At 63.3% G+C, this 17,628-nt stretch carries 16 protein-coding genes; 5 read left to right on the forward strand and 11 right to left on the reverse strand.

The features are described 5' to 3' along the window. Positions 1-32: 32 nt before the first annotated feature. The 3 genes from CPI83_RS08125 to CPI83_RS08135 form a co-directional block, all read right to left on the reverse strand. Complete coding sequence (locus tag CPI83_RS08125) at positions 33-254, reverse strand: hypothetical protein (protein WP_003946391.1); 222 nt, start codon at positions 252-254, stop codon at positions 33-35. Between the two features lie 451 nt (positions 255-705). Continuing rightward, positions 706-1,674 (reverse strand): alpha/beta fold hydrolase, encoded by a 969-nt coding sequence (locus tag CPI83_RS08130; RefSeq protein WP_097387062.1) that lies wholly within the window; start codon positions 1,672-1,674, stop codon positions 706-708. A 27-nt stretch (positions 1,675-1,701) separates the two neighbouring features. Further along, on the reverse strand, positions 1,702-2,274 hold the full coding sequence (locus tag CPI83_RS08135) for a DUF4126 domain-containing protein (protein ID WP_097387063.1): 573 nt from the start codon (positions 2,272-2,274) through the stop codon (positions 1,702-1,704). An 85-nt stretch (positions 2,275-2,359) separates the two neighbouring features. Between CPI83_RS08135 and CPI83_RS08140 the strand changes: the two genes are divergently transcribed. From CPI83_RS08140 to CPI83_RS08150, 3 genes are read left to right on the forward strand one after another with little or no spacing between them, the layout of a single operon-like run. Further along, complete coding sequence (locus tag CPI83_RS08140) at positions 2,360-2,776, forward strand: VOC family protein (RefSeq protein WP_019744746.1); 417 nt, start codon at positions 2,360-2,362, stop codon at positions 2,774-2,776. Positions 2,777-2,830: 54 nt separating this feature from the next. Continuing rightward, complete coding sequence (locus tag CPI83_RS08145) at positions 2,831-4,207, forward strand: ATP-binding protein (protein ID WP_097387064.1); 1,377 nt, start codon at positions 2,831-2,833, stop codon at positions 4,205-4,207. A 9-nt stretch (positions 4,208-4,216) separates the two neighbouring features. Then, positions 4,217-6,154 (forward strand): VWA domain-containing protein, encoded by a 1,938-nt coding sequence (locus tag CPI83_RS08150; RefSeq protein ID WP_097387065.1) that lies wholly within the window; start codon positions 4,217-4,219, stop codon positions 6,152-6,154. Positions 6,155-6,165: 11 nt separating this feature from the next. Here CPI83_RS08150 and CPI83_RS08155 read toward each other — a convergent pair whose 3' ends face one another. Together CPI83_RS08155 and CPI83_RS08160 are read right to left on the reverse strand one after the other, a co-directional pair. After that, positions 6,166-7,191 carry an agmatine deiminase family protein gene (locus CPI83_RS08155; protein ID WP_097387066.1) on the reverse strand — a complete coding sequence of 342 codons (1,026 nt, stop codon included), beginning with the start codon at positions 7,189-7,191 and terminating at the stop codon, positions 6,166-6,168. Continuing rightward, the gene (locus tag CPI83_RS08160) at positions 7,188-8,135 is read right to left on the reverse strand and encodes a nitrilase-related carbon-nitrogen hydrolase (protein WP_097387067.1); all 948 of its coding nucleotides are present in this window, start codon (positions 8,133-8,135) and stop codon (positions 7,188-7,190) included. The genes CPI83_RS08155 and CPI83_RS08160 overlap by 4 nt, the downstream gene beginning before the upstream one ends. Before the next feature lie 149 nt (positions 8,136-8,284). Here CPI83_RS08160 and CPI83_RS08165 point away from each other — a divergent pair, with 149 nt between their 5' ends. Next, on the forward strand, positions 8,285-8,902 hold the full coding sequence (locus CPI83_RS08165) for a TetR/AcrR family transcriptional regulator C-terminal domain-containing protein (RefSeq protein WP_019744741.1): 618 nt from the start codon (positions 8,285-8,287) through the stop codon (positions 8,900-8,902). Here the strand turns inward: CPI83_RS08165 and CPI83_RS08170 are convergent. The 3 genes from CPI83_RS08170 to CPI83_RS08180 all read right to left on the reverse strand — a co-directional run bounded on the left by CPI83_RS08170 (position 8,899) and on the right by CPI83_RS08180 (position 12,842). Further along, a complete protein-coding gene (locus tag CPI83_RS08170; protein ID WP_020970347.1) occupies positions 8,899-10,425 on the reverse strand; it encodes an APC family permease in 1,527 nt (508 codons plus the stop codon). The genes CPI83_RS08165 and CPI83_RS08170 overlap by 4 nt on opposite strands. Continuing rightward, positions 10,422-11,321, reverse strand: coding sequence for a universal stress protein (locus tag CPI83_RS08175; RefSeq protein WP_020970346.1), 900 nt, complete (start codon positions 11,319-11,321; stop codon positions 10,422-10,424). The genes CPI83_RS08170 and CPI83_RS08175 overlap by 4 nt, the downstream gene beginning before the upstream one ends. A 90-nt stretch (positions 11,322-11,411) precedes the next feature. Beyond that, entirely contained in the window at positions 11,412-12,842 is a 1,431-nt protein-coding gene (locus CPI83_RS08180) for a gamma-aminobutyraldehyde dehydrogenase (RefSeq protein ID WP_042952576.1), read from the reverse strand. Between the two features lie 169 nt (positions 12,843-13,011). Here CPI83_RS08180 and CPI83_RS08185 point away from each other — a divergent pair, with 169 nt between their 5' ends. After that, entirely contained in the window at positions 13,012-14,529 is a 1,518-nt protein-coding gene (locus CPI83_RS08185) for a PucR family transcriptional regulator (protein ID WP_097387068.1), read from the forward strand. Between the two features lie 36 nt (positions 14,530-14,565). Here the strand turns inward: CPI83_RS08185 and CPI83_RS08190 are convergent, their stop codons facing one another. The 3 genes from CPI83_RS08190 to CPI83_RS08200 form a co-directional block, all read right to left on the reverse strand. Continuing rightward, the gene (locus CPI83_RS08190; RefSeq protein WP_007727552.1) at positions 14,566-15,927 is read right to left on the reverse strand and encodes an NAD(P)/FAD-dependent oxidoreductase; all 1,362 of its coding nucleotides are present in this window, start codon (positions 15,925-15,927) and stop codon (positions 14,566-14,568) included. A gap of 152 nt (positions 15,928-16,079) precedes the next feature. Beyond that, positions 16,080-16,544 (reverse strand): hypothetical protein, encoded by a 465-nt coding sequence (locus tag CPI83_RS08195; RefSeq protein WP_097387069.1) that lies wholly within the window; start codon positions 16,542-16,544, stop codon positions 16,080-16,082. A 19-nt stretch (positions 16,545-16,563) separates the two neighbouring features. Further along, complete coding sequence (locus tag CPI83_RS08200; protein ID WP_097387070.1) at positions 16,564-17,499, reverse strand: AEC family transporter; 936 nt, start codon at positions 17,497-17,499, stop codon at positions 16,564-16,566. Positions 17,500-17,628: the final 129 nt, after the last annotated feature.

A 17,628-nucleotide genomic window follows, 5' to 3' on the forward strand; every position in this document is an offset into this window, starting at 1 on the left:
GCCCGTTCTGCATTCAGGCCGGCCCGGTTCTTTCAGGCTGCGCTGCTGTGGGTGCCCTGGAGTTCGCGGGGTGAGCCGGTGATGACCACGCGTGAGGCTCCGCGACTGCGGATCTCGCTGATCAGTGCGCCGAGGGTGGCTTCGTGGGCAGCATCGGAGTGCGAAAGATCCAGGGTGACGGCGTATCCGGTGAGGTCACCGGGCAGATCGACATACGGCGGCGCGATGGACAGTTGGTTGACTCGAAGTTTCATGTGGTGCTCCTGCGTGTGAAAGGTAAAAGAAAAGGCACCCGAGGCGTTTGCCCTGGGTGCCCGAGAACGAATCCGGTGAAACTGGGGATCATTCTCGGGGTACACCGCGCTTGTTGCCCATGTGCTTGGCCGACATTGCGGCCGAAAAAATGTGCTTGCCTGCGGTGCAGCTGCGCCACGAAGGTACGGATGCAAAGTTCGGGTGTAGCGACATGACGTCCGTTCCTTTCTGTGTGGCGTTGCTGGTTAATGGATGACCGTACAGCACGGATCGAGGGTTCGCACCAATAAAAAGCGCCGCGAACGTAAACTCCGGGTGACTTCTGTCCCCGGGTTCGCTGGATTGAGAGAGCCTTCGTTGCAGGTCAGGCGTAGAAAGCAGAAGTCCCTCCGCGATGGTTCGCGGAGGGAACTTTCTACCCGGAAAAGAGGACGTTCGGTCTGTACGTGATCAGGAGAACGAGCGGACCCACGCTGTGAAGGGCTCCGCGAACTCTGCCGAGTACGGAAGCGGAGCGACGTAGTCGGCCCCGGTGGACTGTTCTTCGCCGATGTCCTTGAGTACGAAGTTGGCGTTGCGCATCCGCACTGAAGTCAGCGCGGTATGTGAGAGCGCGGCGTCGAGTGCCGCGACGTCGGAGGGAATCACTTGGATGTCCTTGTCCGAGCAGCTGGTGAGAACGGGCATGCCTGCCGGCAGTGCCGCTACGAGCGCAACCGGGTCCAGTGCGTCTTCCTCGGCGAGTGCCTTGGCATTGGCGTGAACGAGTCCCGCGTTCTGCAGCGGTTCGGGTAGATCATCCGGAACTGTGCCCTCGGATCGAAGAGACTCGACGGCGTCGGCGAGCGCTACGCGCAGTTCGTCAGCCAGTTCGACCGGCAACTGACCGACACCGACGACGGCGTCGAGCTGGCGGTGAATCTGCGTCGTGAGTAGATCGAGAAGCCGGACACTCAGCGGCTCGAGCAGTGCGAGGGCGCTGACTCTTGTGCCCTCTTTCGCCGTGGCAAGTGCCAGCGCGACGACGGCGCCGTCGCTGTGTCCGACGACGAACAGTCGCTCGGGATCGACGCCGGGTTGTCCGGCGAGGTAGTCAAGTCCGTCGGAGGCGGCGTCGACGAATGTGTTGAAGCCGAGATCGGCGATGTCCTCGATCTCGTAGTCGCCGAGGGCGGTTTCGCCGCTGCCGAGCTTGTCGTAACGCAGGCTTGAAATGCCTTGATTTTCAAGAAGATCCGCGATGAACCGCAGAGTTCCGATGTCGCCTTCGAGGAGTGCGCTGTCGCCGTTTCGGTCGGTGGGGCCGCTGCCGGCCAGAATCAGCGCGGCCGGCGCCGGGGAGTCGGGTGAGGCTGCCAGGCGAAGACTCCCGTACAGGGTGACGTTGCCGGATTGGAACGAGATCTCGGTGTCGGACATGACGACTTGTCTACCAGGTCCACAGATTCAGGCGGTGCGCAGACTCCGGACACGTCGCCATCCGCGCCAACTGAACCACAAGAGTGCGGCGAGCAGCGGAATGATCAGGAGCGGCAAGATCATCGCGATCAACGAGGTGAAGAAAGTCAGCACATCCTCGATGACGGAGACGACGGGATTCGCCAGTCCACCGGTAGTGGCCGTACTGACCGCGCGAGTGCCGGTCTGGGCGGCGCTGAACGTCAGCGCCGTCGGCGCTCCGACGATGATGCCCGCCAACGCGGCCATCGCAGGGTCGAGATGGCTGAAGGCCGCCCAGGCCGCGATCACTCCGGCGATGGGCCCGGTGACGTTCCCGATCACCGAGAGTGCGTTGTCCACGAAGGGAATGAGGTCGGCACCCAGTTCGACCACCGCGGCTATTGCCAATGCCGCCAGCGCGCCGGTGGATCCGATCCACCGCATCGACTCGCCGACGGTGATCCCGAACAGTTCGAAGTGGACGGCAGCGCTGAGCATCAGCAGCGGCAGGAAGGTTCGCATTCCGGACGCTGCGGCGAGTCCGAGACCGAGCATGGCGGGCAACACCCAGGTATCCATGGGTGGAGTTTAGGTCTACTGTGCGCCTTTATTAACCGCCGGCGGTTAATAAAGGCGCACAGCAAAGTCTCGGAAAGGACCTTTCATGGCGACAAACCCGCAGCCGATGTTCTTCCTCAACCTGCCCGTCAAGGACCTCGGCAAGGCCACCACCTTCTACGAGGGCCTCGGATACTCCAAGAACACGCAGTTCTCCGACGAGAATGCGTCGTCGATGGTCATCAGTGACACCATCGTCGTGATGCTGTTGGCCGAGCCCTTCTTCAAGACCTTCACCACCAAGGGCATTGCCGACACCTCGACGTCGACGGAAGCGCTGCTCGGTCTCTCGGCCGAGACCCGTGAGGCCGTCGACACCCTCGTCGACAAGGCGCTCGCGACCGGCGGTTCCGAAGGTAACGCGACGCAGGATCACGGCTTCATGTACAGCCGCAGCTTCCAGGATCCCGACGGCCACATCTGGGAAATCATCTGGATGAATCCCGAGAACATCGAGGGCTGAGCGACCGAACTTCCTCGGCGAGAGGCGAAATCCCGCAAACACTCGTAGCGTGGAGTGGTGACTGTCGCAAAAACCCTCGGAGAGCTACGCGCCTCCGGACACGTACAGCGAAGTGTCAAGGAAGAACTACGAGAGAACCTTCTCGCCGCGTTGCGGGACGGCCGTGACCCCTGGCCCGGGATAGTCGGGTTTGAGGACACGGTCGCCCCGCAACTCGAGCGGGCGCTGATCGCCGGCCACGACGTGGTTCTGCTCGGCGAACGAGGTCAAGGAAAGACGAGGTTGCTTCGCACTCTCGGGCTCCTGCTCGACGAGTGGACGCCCGTCATCGAAGGCTCGGAACTGGGGGAGCACCCGTACGAGCCGATCACACCGGCTTCGATACGTCGAGCCAAGGAACTGGGTGACGACCTCCCGATCGCCTGGCGACACCGCAGCGAGCGGTACTCCGAGAAACTGGCAACGCCGGACACCTCGGTCGCCGACCTGATCGGAGATGTCGACCCGGTCAAGGTGGCCGAGGGTAGGAGCCTCGGCGATCCGGAGACCATTCACTTCGGTCTCGTGCCCCGCGCGCATCGCGGAATCGTGGCGATCAACGAGCTTCCCGACCTCGCCGAGCGCATCCAGGTCTCGTTGCTCAACGTGATGGAAGAGCGGGACATCCAGGTCCGCGGGTACACGCTTCGGCTTCCGTTGGACGTCCTTCTGGTCGCGAGCGCAAATCCTGAGGACTACACCAACCGCGGGCGCATCATCACACCGCTCAAGGACCGCTTCGGCGCCGAAATCCGCACTCACTACCCCGTCGAGTTGGCGGGTGAGATCGCGGTGATCGAGCAGGAGGCGCACCTGGCCGCGGAGGTGCCTGACTACCTTCTCGAAATTCTTGCCAGGTTCACGCGCTCGCTACGCGAATCCACCTCGGTGGATCAGCGATCGGGTGTCTCGGCACGATTTGCCGTCGCCGGCGCGGAAACCGTCAGTGCAGCGGCGGTACGACGCGCGGCGGTGCTCGGCGAGGCCGATCCTGTTGCACGGCCCGTCGATCTCGAGTCCGTGGTCGAGGTTCTTCGCGGCAAGGTCGAGTTCGAATCCGGTGAAGAGGGACGGGAACTGGAGGTGCTCGAGCACCTGCTGCGTCGCGCGACCGCCGATACGGTTCGGGTACGACTCGGCGGAATCGACCTCGGGATGTTGGTTGCTGCTGTGGAGACGGGCAATACGATCGTCACCGGTGAATCTGTCACGGCCAAGGCGTTTCTCGACGAGCTTCCGGATCTCGAGGTCCTGGATGAAGTAGCCGAACGCCTCGGCGCGCAATCCGACGGCGAGCGTGCCGCCGGTGCCGAACTTGCCCTCGAAGGGCTTTACCTCGCGCGCCGGATCTCCAAAGATCAAGGCCCGGGCGGCCGCTCGGTGTATTCGTAAGGGGCAGTGATGATCCACAATCCGCGGTACGGGCCGTACGACGGTGGTCCCGATCCGCTGGCGCCTCCGGTAGATCTGCGCGAGGCCTTGGCAGCAATCGGCGACGACGTGTTGTCAGGCACGTCGCCGCGCCATGCCCTCCGGGAGCTCCTGCGCCGCGGAAACCGAGACATGCGCGGGCTCGACGACCTTGCTGCCCAGGCGAACCGGCGTCGACGTGAGTTGCTGCGCCGCAACAATCTCGACGGAACGCTCGACGAGGTTCGTAAGCTTCTCGACAAGGCGGTGCTCGAAGAGCGCAAAGAACTGGCACGTGCTCTCGACGACGACGCACGATTCAACGAAATGCGGATCGAGGAGTTGCCACCGTCGACAGCTCAGGCCGTGCAAGATCTGGCCGACTACAACTGGCGCAGCGAACAGGCTCGCGCGGATTACGAGAAGATTCGTGATCTGCTCGGACGTGAGGTCCTCGATCAACGCTTCTCGGGAATGAAGCAGGCACTCGAGGACGCTACCGACGAGGATCGTGAGCAGATTCGCCAGATGCTGGCAGATCTGAATCAACTGCTCGATGCGCACTCTCGGGGCGTCGACACTCCTGAGCAGTTTGCGGAGTTCATGGACAAGCACGGGCAGTATTTCCCGGACAACCCGCGCAACGTCGACGAACTTCTGGATTCGTTGGCGCAGCGCGCGGCGGCCGCACAACGATTGCGTAACTCGCTCTCGCAGGAGCAGCGTGACGAGTTGGATGCGTTGGCGCAGCAGGCGTTCGGTGATCCGAGTCTGATGAGTGAGCTGAGTCAACTCGACCAGTTCCTTCAGGCGGCTCGGCCGGGTGAGGACTGGGAAGGTTCGCAACAGTTCCGCGGCGACAACGGAATGGGGTTGGGTGAGGGGACCGGTGCCCTGCAGGATATCGCCGAGCTGGAATCGCTGGCAGATCAACTGTCGCAGCAGTATGCAGGCGCAGCGCTCGACGACATCGACCCCGAGCTACTCGCGCGGCAACTCGGCGACGAAGCGGCCGCTGATGCTCGCACCCTGGCCGATCTCGAAAAGGCTTTGCAGGAACAGGGTTTCTTCGATCGCGCACCAGACGGTCAATGGCGCTTGTCGCCCAAAGCCATGCGACAGCTCGGACAGACCGCTCTGCGTGACGTCGCCGGGCAACTGTCGTCGCGAACCGGTCAACGCGATACGCGTCGGGCAGGTGCGATGGGCGAACCGACCGGAGCTTCCCGCGAATGGGAGTTCGGGGACACCGAACCCTGGGACGTCACGAGAACCATCACCAACGCCGTCCTACGTGACCCTGGCCGAATGCCGGTGCGGCTGAGCGTCGTCGATGTCGAGGTGGCCGAAACCGAGCAGCGTAGTCAGGCTGCGGTGGCTCTGTTGGTGGACACGTCGTTCTCGATGGTGATGGAGGATCGCTGGGTGCCGATGAAGCGCACCGCTCTGGCACTCAATCATCTGGTGAGCACGAGGTTTCGCAGCGACGAGCTGCAGTTGATCGCCTTCGGACGCCACGCGCACGTACTGAGCCCGTCGGAGCTCGCCGGTTTGGACGGCGCGTGGGACCAGGGAACCAACCTGCACCACGCACTGTTGTTGGCGGCCAGACACCTTCGACGCCATTCCAATGCGCAGCCGGTGGTGTTGATCGTCACCGACGGTGAGCCGACGGCTCATCTCGAAGCGGACGGAGAAGCCAGGTTCGACTACCCGCCGAGTGCGCGAACCCTCGGTTTGACGGTTCGAGCACTCGACGCCGTGGCCAGGCTGGGCGCCAAGGTCACGTTCTTCCGCCTCGGTGAGGATCCAGGTCTGGCCAGGGTGGTCGACCGGATGGCGCACCGGGTGGGTGGACGCGTCATCGCACCGGACCTGGACGGCCTCGGCGCAGCCGTCGTGAGTGACTACATGCGAGGTCGCCGCTAATTCTGCCGCCGTCAGTCTTGTTCAGCGGGCTGGTGCTGGGTGATGCAGTGGATGCCGCCGCCACGTTCGAACAGCGGTCTGGCGTCGACGGTGACGACAGTGCGTCCGGGGTAAGCGGCTGCCAGGATCCGGGCCGCTTCGGCGTCGGCCGGGTCGTCGAAGCTGCAGGCGATCACTCCACGATTGACCACGAGGTGGTTGATGTAGCTGTAGTCGACGAATCCCTCGTCGTCGCGCAGGATTTCGGGAGCGGGTACCCGAATGATCTTCCACGGCCGGCCGCCGACGTCAGTCGAGCTTTCGAACAACTCGATGATCGTCTTGCTGACGGCGTAGTCGGGGTGCACCGGATTGCGTTGGTCATGGACGAGTACCACTCCGGGGGAAGAGATGGCAGCGACGATGTCGACGTGTCCGCGCGTTCCGTAGGTCTCCTGATCGCGAGTCAACCCGCGGGGAAGCCAGATCACGTGCTTGGCGCCGATGGTGCGGGCGAGTTCGGCCTCGATGTCGGCCTTCGTCAGGTCGGGATTGCGCCCCGGATCGAGTTGGACGGTTTCGGTGACCAAGACGGTGCCGAGACCGTCGACCTGAATACCGCCGCCCTCGTTGACGATTGGTGAGTCGATCAACTGGGCACCGCATTGTTCGACGACAAATGCGCCGATCTTCGAGTCCTTGTCCCACTGCGCCCACCCCTGTGCGCCCCAGCCGTTGAACACCCAGTCGACTCCGCCGAGACGGCCTTCGTCGGACAGGACGAATGTCGGCCCGATGTCGCGCATCCACGCGTCGTTGAGAGGCGCCTCGACGATGTCGACCTTCTCGGACAGATACTTTCGTGCTTCTTCGACTTCGGCGGGATCGACGACGACGGTGACCGGCTCGAATTCGGCGACGGCGTGGGCGACGGCCGCCCACGTCGAGCGCGCTTCGTGCTGTTCCTCGGCGGTGTCGCCGAGGGAGTATCCGGCGCTGGGGTACGCCATCCAAGTGCGTTCGTGCGGTTCACTTTCCGCGGGCATTCGCCAGGTCATTGGTTGGCTCCCACAGTGTTCACCGGTGCGGTCAGAGCCGAGTAGGTGTCGGGTCGGCGAGTGGCCAGGAACGGGAACAGTGCAAGCCAGTCTTCGCGTTGCCGAAGATCGAGATCGGCGACCAGCACTGCTGATTCGTCGCGGGGAGCCTGAACGAGGATGCGTCCGTACGGATCCGAGATGAAGGAAGAACCGTAGAAGGTGATGAGACCTTCACTGCCGTGGCGATTGGGAACAACCATGAAGGTGCCGTTGGCGATACCGTTTCCGACGATCACCTGCTGCCACAGCGGTTGGGTGTCGAAGTTCGGGTGATCGGGCTCGGAGCCGATCGCCGTCGGGTACACCAGAACCTGGGCGCCGGCGAGGGAGTAAGCACGTGCGACCTCCGGGAACCACTCGTCCCAGCATGTCGGGAGGCCGAACTTCGCGCCGAGTGCTTCGTGGACGGGGTATGCGTCCTGCGCCGGACCGCCGCGGAAGTACGTGTCCTCGTAGTATCCGGCCGTCACCGGAATGTGGAGCTTGCGGGTTCTGGCGAGAAGCTCACCTTCGGGCGAGACGAGGATCGCGGTGTTGAATCCCAGTCCGTCCTCGGCCTCACTGCGCTCGTACAGCGATGCGTGGACGAGGACCTGGTTCTCGGCGGCGGCTTTGGCGGCGAAGGCGAGAGTGGGTCCGGTGAGCAGGTCTTCCGCTTCGCGTCCGGGATTGTCGCCGGCCGGGGTGGAGGCGGGGTAGCGGCTGAGCGTCAGCTCCGGAAGAAAGACCACGGAAGCGCCCAGCTTCGCTGCGGACGCAATGCCCTCGCTCAATTCGGTGTAGAGGTCGTCTTGGTCCTCGTGCCAGCGATGTTGCACGAGACCTACACGCAGAGGTGTGGACGTGGACGGCGTAGTCGCGGCCAGAGACTCGGGTGGGGTGAGGGCGGTGATCGTCAGCATGGGGTTTCCTCGGTGCTCGGGTATTCGACGTTCAACGTAAAACGAATATGATTCGTTAAGTATGGTGGGTGAGCGCTGATTGATCAAGGACTTTCGAGGAATTGTTTTTTGCGGCGCCCCGAACGGTGTGGATCACTACAGGAGGACATATGCCGCGGCCATCGCAACGACTGCTCTCACCGGCGATCATCACCGAGGCAGCGATCGAGTCGGTGGACGAATCCGGCGACTTCACCATGCCGGGACTCGCCGCACGACTGAAGGTGCGACCGTCGTCGCTCTACAACCACGTTTCCGGACGAGCCGAGATCGTCGAACTGATGAGGGCGCAGCTGATGGCGGGAATCGACGTGGAGTCGGCCTCGGGATCCTGGAGCGAGACCGTCTCTGCGCTGGCAGCCGAGTACCGGCGAAGCTACGCAGCACATCCTCGCCTGATTCCGCTCTTCACCGCCCAGACGGTGCAGGCCGGTGTGGCGTTCACCCTGTACAACGCGTTGGCGCAGGCATTCGCCGATGGTGGCTTCGACCCGGCTCAAACGCTGCACGCAATCACAACCGTCGACAGTTTTGTTCTCGGTTCGGCGTTAGATCTGGCGGCGCCGGATGTCCAGTGGGCGTCGGGGCCCGAGGCTAACGACGCGATGAAGGCGGCGTTGGCAACATCCGGGAAAAATCCCGAACGTGCCGACGCCGCCTTCGAATTCGGCTTGCGCGTATTGATGGCGGGCCTGATCGCGCAGGCCCCCGAACCTACTGTCTCCTAAGGCACGCTGAGGTCGTTCTCGTCGCGCAGAGCCTCCGTGTCGCGGTTGAGGGTCTTGCCCTCGAAGAACTCGGGATTGCGCACTCGCATGACCATCATCAGTACCGCGCCGAGGATGAGGATTCCGAAGCCGAGGAAGAAGACCAGGCCGATGCCGCCGATGGATGCTCCGCTGGCGTTGTCCGGATTCATACTCTCCTGGACCGAAATGACGAACACCGCAAGCAGCATGAGACCACCGATGAGTGGGAACGCGAGCCGGAAGACGAAGTTTCGTACGCTCTCGAAAAGCGTCTTGCGGAAGTACCACACGCACGCGAATGCCGTGATGCCGTAGTACCAGCAGATCATGATGCCGAGGGCGGCGATCGTGTCGAGCAGCGCACTTTCGGAGAGGAACGTGACGACGCTGTAGAACACTGCGGTTACCGCGCCGGCCACGACGGTGGCGTACGACGGCACCAGGAATCGAGGCGAGACCTCGGCGAGCTTCTTGGGGAAAGCTCCGTATGCGCCCATGGCGAGCATGGTTCGTGCGGCGGGCAGGAACGTGGTCTGCAGGCTCGCAACGGAAGAGACGAAGACTGCGAGGAAGAGAAGCATTCCGCCCCAGTTGCCCAGGACCGGGTCGGCCAGAGCGCCGAAGACGTTCTCGGAGTTGTCGGGATTGCCGAGACCGAGGCCTTCCTCGCCGACGCCGGCGTACATCATCGCGGCAACGGCGACCAACAGGTAGGTCAGGAGAATGGTTGCGACACAGAGCAAACCGGCGCGGCCCGGGGTCTTCTTGGGGTTCTTCGACTCCTCGCCCAGCGTGAGACAGGTATCCCAGCCCCAGAACGCGAAGATCGATCCGGTGAGTCCGATGACAAACGCACCGATGGCGAGTCCGCTGAACGGGTTGAACCAACTCAGGTCGAAGGACAAGCCGGCCGGGGCATCGCCGGCGCCAACGTGAACCAGTGCAACGACGGCGAAGACGACCAGCAGCACCATCTGGAAGCCGACGAGTGCGAACTGCACGCGCTCGCTGGTAGTGATTCCTCTACTCGCTATCCACGTGGCCAGGGCGATGAAGACGAGTGTGGTGCCGACATTGACAAATTTGTTGCCCGGCAGATCGGCGATCGACGGATTGTCGACCACCCGCGCGATGAACAGATAGAAGAAGTCGACGGCAATGGCAGCAAGGTTCGAGAGCACGATGATGGTGGCGATGACCATGCCCCAGCCGCACATCCAACCGACGTACGGCCCGAATGCCTTGGTGGACCACGTGAATGACGCGCCGCAGTCAGGTGTGTCGGAGTTCAATTCGCGGTACGCGTACGCGGTGAGGAACATCGGGATGAAGCCGGCGATGAAGATGGCGGGCATCTTGAGGCCGACCGCGGCGACGATCAATCCGATACTGGCGGTCAGGGTGTAACCCGGTGCCACGGAGGAGATTCCGAGTACTGCGCCTGAGATCATGCCGATCTTGCCGGTGGCGAGGCCTTTGGAACTCAGTTCGGTGCTGGTCATGACAGTGCCTCCGGCTGGGTGAATTCGTGCTTGGGCACTACGACCATGGGAACGGGCAGCACGCGCAGCATCTTGGCGGCGGTGGAGCCCAGGAAGAGTTTTCGGGGCTGCGCGAGACGGCTGGAACCGACCATCACGAGGTCGCCGTCCTGCCAGTCCAGTTGACGCACTGCCGATTCCACTGTTGAACCGTCGGCGATGATGACCTCGATGGGGAACTCGGCGGGGAGCGCCGCTCTTGCGATGTCAAGCGTGTCCTGAGCGTGATTTCGTGCACGCTCCCTGGCGGACTCGGCGGTGTCGCGGTGATCGCGCAGATCGTTCTGGGGGTCGAGTGCCACGAGCGAGACCAGTCGCAGCGGAACCTGCATCAGTTCACTGGTACGTACGGCGGTGTTCAAGACGACGTCGGCGCCGACGCGGGTACCGAGCGCGCAGGTGACCTCTCGTATTGCGGTAGCCGCCGAATGCCGCGTTCCCCGAGGCGCCAGTGCTACCGGGACGTGGGCGGAGTGCAGCAGTTCGGTCGAGACCGAACCTATCGCGTGACGGCCGAGCAGACCGTCGCCGGAAGCTCCCACCACGATCGCCAGCGCGCTCAGTCGGTCAACCTCGTCGAGCAGGCCCTGAGCAAACGACTCGTGGAAGCTCAGGTGTACTTCCACCTGGATGTCCTCGGGCACCGATGCTTTCGCCTCGGCGAGCCAGTCGTGTGCACGTGCGGCGAGAATGTCGTCGTAGCCGGCTTCCGAGGGAACCTTGGCCGGCAGTGTCCGATCCGGTGGGAGGACCATGCAGATGTCGAGTTGCGCGCCGAGACTGCGCGCGAGCTGGGCCCCGAGGACCAGCCCGTCTTTACCGCTGGGTGTGGCGAGGTATCCGACGATAAGGCGCATGGTGGCTCTTTTCCGGATTGGAGGAATCTGCTGTGCGCCTTTATTAACCGCGGGGGGTTAATAAAGGCGCACAGCAGGAGGGGCGGCGACTCAGTCGTGCGAGCTCATGACGTGCTTGAGACGGGTGTAGTCCTCGACTCCGTATGCCGAGAGATCTTTGCCGTAGCCGGAGTACTTGAAGCCGCCGTGCGGCATCTCGGCAACGAGCGGGATGTGGCAGTTGATCCACACCGCACCGAAGTCGAGAGCGGCGGAGACGCGTTGCGTGACACCGTGATCCTTGGTCCAGATGCTCGAGGCCAGGCCGAACCGAACGTCGTTGGCAAGCGTGATCGCCTCCTTCTCGTCGGAGAAGCTCTGGACTGTGAGGATGGGACCGAAAGTCTCTTCCTGCACGATGTCGTCCGATTGCGCGACGCCGGTGATGACGGTCGGCTCGAAGAAGAATCCGGTTTCGCCCGAACGCTTTCCGCCGGTAACGATCTTGGCCGACGCCGGCAGGTTCGCGATCTTGTCGCTCACGGCGTTGAAGTGGTTGATGTTGTTGAGCGGGCCGTAGAAGGCATCAGGATCGGAAGGCGCGCCGGGGCGCAGCTTCTCGGCGTTCCGGACGAGGGCTTCGACGAGCTGATCGTGGACGGACTCGTGGACGAGCACGCGAGTGGCCGCGGTGCAATCCTGGCCACCGTTGAAGAACGCTGCCTCGGCGATGCCGGTGGCGGTCTTCTCGATGTCGACGTCGCCGAAGACGATCGCCGGCGCTTTGCCGCCCAGTTCGAGGTGCGCGCGCTTGAGTTGCTGCGCTGCGGACACGGCGACAGCGATGCCCGCCCGCACCGAACCGGTGATCGAGACGAGACCGAGGGCCGGGTTCTCCACCAACGTCGCGCCGGTTCCGCCGTTGCCGAGCACGACGTTGAACACGCCGTCCGGCAGGATGCCCTTCGAGAGCTTCGCCAGGACCAGCGTGCTGCCTGGTGTGGTGTCGCTGGGCTTGAGGACGATCGTGTTGCCGGCCGCGAGGGCGGGCCCGATCTTCCACAGCGCCATCATGAACGGGTAGTTCCAGGGAGTGACCTGGCCGACTACGCCGATCGGCTCACGACGGACGTAGGAGGTGAAACCCTCCATGTACTCTCCGGCCGCCTTGCCCTCGAGAAGTCGTGCGGCTCCGGCGAAGAACCGCATCTGATCGGCTCCGACCTTGACCTCTTCGTCGGCGATCATCTGGTGGGCCTGGCCGGTGTTGGCGCTTTCGGCTGCGACGATTTCGTCGCTGTGCGCTTCGATGGCGTCGGCGAGTTTGAGGAGTGCGGCCTGCCGCACGCTTGGTGTCGTCTTACCCCAGGTCTCGAATGCGCGTTGTGCTGCTTCGACGGCGGCGTCGACGTCTTCCTTGGTGGAGACCGGCGTACGCCCGACCACACTCTCGTCCACGGGGTTGATCAGGTCGAGTGTTTCCGTCGCGGCCGAGGCGACGAATTCACCGTTGATGTAGTTCTCGAGTACGACGATCGACATCGGTACCGGTTCCTCTCGAGGTCGAACGAGTTCCGGCCGAGGTGATCAACACGGAACTCGCACTTTGTGGGGCGTGTGTGAGCAAGTGTGCGCTGACTCACAAGTAAAGGCAGCTGCCAAAAAGGTGAAATCTTTGATCCCCGACGCGCCGAGTTGTACAGTCCTGCCCATGACGATCGCTGTGCGGTGGATGTTGGCGCAGCCGGATCTCGCGCTGGAACTCAAAGGTGGGGCGCAGGGTGTCGGTCGCGAGATCACATTTGCGCACGCCACGGAGCTGCTCGACCCGTTTCGATGGTTGACCGGCGGCGAATTCATCCTCACCACCGGCATCCGATTGCCGTCCACTCAGCAAAAGCGCGGCCGCTATCTCCGGATGCTCGATGCGGCGGGTGTGGCGGCGGTGGGATTCGGAACCGGGCTGTCGTACCCCGAGGTCCCGGCCGATCTGGTGGCCGTCGCCGACGAGATCGGACTCCCGCTGATCGAGGTGCCGCTGCCGACGCCGTTTGCTGCCGTCGTCAAGCGTGTGATGAGCCGGTTGGCAGAGCAGGAATATGAAGCTGTCCTCCGGGCGTCGCGGGCGCAACCGCGGATGACGCGTGCCGTCATTTCCGGCGGAACTGCCGCAACCGTGCGTGAACTGGCGATCGCAACCTCGGCGACGGTGCTTCTTCTCGACGTCGCCGGACGAGTTCTCGAGAGCTCACCTCAACTGCCGACGGACGACGTGATCGACGAACTGCGAGCAACTCTCGGGGGCGGCGCATCCAGCAGCGTGACGCTTGCAAGGTCTGGAGCGTCGATCGCGGTGCAGCAGATCAGCGTCGGGCGAATGACGTACGGATACCTGGCGGTGATCAGTGCTTCGGCGCTCAGCTACGTCGATCAGATACTGCTCGGTCACGCGAACTCGTTGCTGGCGTTGGACTTCGAGAAACCTGCGCGCTTGCGCGCCACTCAGGATCAGTTGAATTCGCACGCCCTCGGGCTGCTGCTCACCGAAGACCGCGACCCGGCACCGGCGTGGCAACAGATCCGGCAGGCCGCCGACGGCGAGGGAATGATCCGAGGGTTGACAGTTCTTGCCGACACGTCCGACGTAGCGGGACGCGTCGGAGTCGAGATTGCCGAGTTCATGAACAAGGCAGGGCGGCAGTTGTTCTCGCGGATCAACGACACTCGCGTCACGGTGCTGCTGCGTGGAACCGACGACGTCCAGTTCGCCCGAGAGCTACTGGGTGGGGTATCGAGGTCGGATCTTCGCGCGCTTCGAGTCGGCTTGAGCGCGCGACGGGTGGTCGCTGCGCTGGCGGTCGCCGTCGAGCAGTCCCAGCTGTGTGCGTCTGCGGCGGAAATCGGTGGCGAGCCTTTGGAATTCGCGGCGCTGACCGGAAGTGTGCTGCTGTCTTTCGATTCGACGCGTGAAGTGCTCAACACGCTGGCGGAAACGATGATCACGCCGATCGAGGACTACGACCGTGACAACGGCACCGAACTGCTGGCGTCGTTGCGGGCATTTCTCGAGGCCAACGGGCACTGGGAAGCGGCAGCCATCACGATGGGCGTCCACCGGCACACGCTGCGAAGCCGAATGGCGAAGGTGGAGAGCTTGATCGACTGTCGACTCGAGGTAGCGAGAGTTCGTGCGGAACTGCTGCTCTCGATCATTGCCCGGCAGTCGTGACTGCCGGGCAATGATCGAGACTTGGCAAAGTGGCCGTCAGGCCTTGCTGCGGGCGATGATGTCGGCGGCGGTTCGCTGCCCCATCCGAACAGCACCGTCGACGTGCTGGTACCCCTCGGCCGCGATGTCGGAGCACGAGAAGTGGATCGGGCCGACGGGTGTGCGGGAATCCGCGCCGTATCGGTGCAGGCCACCGAGGTCGAAGCTGGCCGCGTACGCACCGCGGGTCCATTCCTCCGAGCCCCAGTCGGATTCGTAGTACACAACCGGTTCTTCGGCCTTCGGGCCCAGGTAGCGGGCAAGTGAGGCCAGAATCGTGGCCTTACGCTCCTCGACGGAAAGCTCGAACATCGCGTCGGCCTTCTCGTCGGAGACGAAAGCGACCAGGGTGCCGCGATCGTCCTCGTGGTTGGTGTTGTCGTACACCTCCTGCACTACCTCGGACGCGCCGAAGCCGGTGCCGGAGAGGCCGTCTTCGCGCCAGAAAGGCGTCTCGTACACCGCGTGCACCTTGATGACGAGGCCGAGGGACTGGTGCTGGTGCATCTGGTGCTGACGACGCGGCAGCGGGGGATCGTACGAGATCCGGGAGTAGAGGTTGGGCGGTACGGCCAGGATCACTCGGCTTGCCTCGACGCGAACATCGCCGTCCGCCAACACCGTTGCACCGGATTCGTTCCACTTCACCGTTCGCACGGGTGCGTTGAGGAAGACGTCGTCACCGAGAGCCTCCGCCATGCGGATCGATACCTGCTGCATTCCGCCGATCACTCGCTTGTCGAGGATGAAGTCCTCGTCGACGAGGTGGGAGAACGAGCCTGCCGAGGCGGCCATGAGTACGGCCTGCAGGGCAGAGAACGAGTGGGCGGGCTTGGTGAGCATGCCACCGGCGATGAAGAGGCCGATGTTGTCACGTGCCTCGGCGTCGTCGGACTGATTGATCAGCCACTGCTTGAAGGAGACTGTGTCGAGATCGCGGGCGAGGGGATGTGCCCACGGTTCCTCGGCGCCGATCTGTGCTGCGAGATCGTCCATCTCGTCGATGAGACGGTCCATCTCCTTCTTCGTGGTGTCGTTCGTGGGGAAGGAATCACCCGTGTACTGCGTCCGCTCACCTGCCGACGAGATGTAGACGGACTCGCCCTCGCGGTAGCGCTCGAAAGTTTTCAGGCCGAGTTCGTCGAGCAAGGAGATCAGCGCGGTCTGGTCGGGGGAGACCCACTGGCCGCCGATTTCCAGAACTGCTCCGTCGATGGTGTCGGTCCACGTGCGGCCGCCGACGCGGTCGCGCGCTTCGATCACAGCGACGGTCAAACCGGCCTTGCGCAGCGCGGTTGCAGCTGCCAGGCCAGAGGGGCCGGCGCCGACGATTGCAACGTCTCTCTGGAGAGTAGGCACTTGCGAGCTCCTTCATGTTGAGCACCGCTCGAGTCGAAAGCTGCCGACGAGCGAGTGCACGGGTGTCGGTTTTCAGTCTGTCCCGACGAGACGCACACCACACCTGACGAAACGGAGTGTTCGATCGTTGATCTTGTGCCGTTTAGGCGCGGCTAGCCGTTGATGACGTGGCGATCGCCGAGCGGTCGGCTCAGCGGAACGTCCAGGCTGCCGAACACGGCAACCAAGATGCACATCTTGTCCGCGGCCTCAGGCAATGCTCCGGTTCGGAGCGTGACGATCACCGTCGTATCAGTTTCTTCGACGGTTGCGTACGCGCCGTAGCACTCCGGAGTGCCGGTCACGAAGTGGACTGCCACCGTGTGATCGTCGACCTCGGACCACGATTCGAACATGGTGGCCGTCGCACCCACGATGTCGGTGCGGCTGTCGAACTCCGTGCCCATCTCGCTGTCGTCGACCTCGTCGGGAACGGGGGTTCCGAGCGACCAGTCGGCGGGACTTGCTTCGTTGGCCGCCATCGGATTCGGCGCAGCAACCGGCCCCGTTGTCTGGGCCCCGACGGAGCATCCGGCCACAGTAAGGCAGGCCAGAACGGCGAGGGTTAGTACACGCATGAATCCACCGTAACCCTGCTCAAGCGAGTAGCGCCGTGACCAGCGCAATCGCCGGTATCGACGCCAAAGTGGTGACAAAGGCGCTGTCTCGGGCGAGGACCATCCCGCGCCGATATCGGCTTGCATAGATGAAGACGTTCTGTGCCGTCGGCAACGTCGAGACGACCACGATGGCGAACAACTGATGGCCGTCGATGCCGAGGAGGAAGTGCGCCATCAGGTAAGCCAGCACTGGTTGGACGACGATCTTGAGGGTCGATGCAAGCGCGACGTCGCGGCGCGGACTGGAGCCCTTCTCGAGCACTCGTACGCCGTACAACGAGAGCCCGAATGCCAGCAGTGCGCCGGGGACCGACGTGGCGCCGATCAATTCGAAAGGCTGCATCAGCGGCCTCGGCGGTACCCAACCGATCAACGCCACGATCAACCCCGCAGCGCCCGCGAGCACGATCGGATTCTTGAACGGAGCGGTGACAGTGTCGATCAGTGACAGTTTTTCGGCTTCGCCCCGCAATGCCGTGAGATCGAGGATCGTCAAGGCGATCGGGGAGTACACGACGATCTGGAAGAGCAGGAGCGGCGCGACGAACGTGGCATCGCCGAGCACGAACACCGCGATCGGGATTCCGAGGTTGGCCGAATTCACGTACGACGCCGACAGCGCGCCGATAGTCAGTTCGGGCAGCGGCCGGTTGAGCCAGATCTTTGCAACGACGACGTACAGAGCGCCGACGGCAAAGGCAGTAGCCGACGCGACCGCGAGCGTCGGGGAGAAGATCACCGACAGATCGGACGACGCGAGGGTGGTGAACAGTAGGGCAGGCGTCGCGACGAAGAAGACGAGTCGACCGAGAACGAACTGTCCTTGGCTACCGAGGGTGCCGAGACGGCCGAGCAGATACCCGACCGCGATGACAACAAAAATGACGGTGAAACCCGCAACAACTCCCCACACGCTGCGGGCACCTCTCGACTGGAATGAATAACTTCGGGAAATCTTAGTCTGGGCAACAAAAAGGCCGCGCAGTCGAGTGACTGCGCGGCCTCTTCGGTACTTCTACGTGTGACTACCGAGCACGTATGA

This window comes from Rhodococcus sp. H-CA8f (assembly GCF_002501585.1).
Lineage (GTDB): Bacteria > Actinomycetota > Actinomycetes > Mycobacteriales > Mycobacteriaceae > Rhodococcus_F > Rhodococcus_F erythropolis.

What these genes read in the sequence shown, in the direction of transcription:
- CPI83_RS08130 (WP_097387062.1), bottom strand. Translation starts at nt 1,674, where the DNA reads ATGTCCGACACCGAGATCTCGTTCCAATCCGGCAACGTCACCCTGTAC.
- CPI83_RS08135 (WP_097387063.1), bottom strand. Translation starts at nt 2,274, where the DNA reads ATGGATACCTGGGTGTTGCCCGCCATGCTCGGTCTCGGACTCGCCGCA.
- CPI83_RS08160 (WP_097387067.1), bottom strand. Translation starts at nt 8,135, where the DNA reads ATGCTGACGATCACCGCCCTCACCCCACCCGAGTCTCTGGCCGCGACT.
- CPI83_RS08175 (WP_020970346.1), bottom strand. Translation starts at nt 11,321, where the DNA reads ATGCGCCTTATCGTCGGATACCTCGCCACACCCAGCGGTAAAGACGGG.
- CPI83_RS08150 (WP_097387065.1), top strand. Translation starts at nt 4,217, where the DNA reads ATGATCCACAATCCGCGGTACGGGCCGTACGACGGTGGTCCCGATCCG.
- CPI83_RS08185 (WP_097387068.1), top strand. Translation starts at nt 13,012, where the DNA reads ATGACGATCGCTGTGCGGTGGATGTTGGCGCAGCCGGATCTCGCGCTG.
- CPI83_RS08195 (WP_097387069.1), bottom strand. Translation starts at nt 16,544, where the DNA reads ATGCGTGTACTAACCCTCGCCGTTCTGGCCTGCCTTACTGTGGCCGGA.
- CPI83_RS08170 (WP_020970347.1), bottom strand. Translation starts at nt 10,425, where the DNA reads ATGACCAGCACCGAACTGAGTTCCAAAGGCCTCGCCACCGGCAAGATC.
- CPI83_RS08165 (WP_019744741.1), top strand. Translation starts at nt 8,285, where the DNA reads ATGCCGCGGCCATCGCAACGACTGCTCTCACCGGCGATCATCACCGAG.
- CPI83_RS08180 (WP_042952576.1), bottom strand. Translation starts at nt 12,842, where the DNA reads ATGTCGATCGTCGTACTCGAGAACTACATCAACGGTGAATTCGTCGCC.
- CPI83_RS08155 (WP_097387066.1), bottom strand. Translation starts at nt 7,191, where the DNA reads ATGACCTGGCGAATGCCCGCGGAAAGTGAACCGCACGAACGCACTTGG.
- CPI83_RS08140 (WP_019744746.1), top strand. Translation starts at nt 2,360, where the DNA reads ATGGCGACAAACCCGCAGCCGATGTTCTTCCTCAACCTGCCCGTCAAG.
- CPI83_RS08125 (WP_003946391.1), bottom strand. Translation starts at nt 254, where the DNA reads ATGAAACTTCGAGTCAACCAACTGTCCATCGCGCCGCCGTATGTCGAT.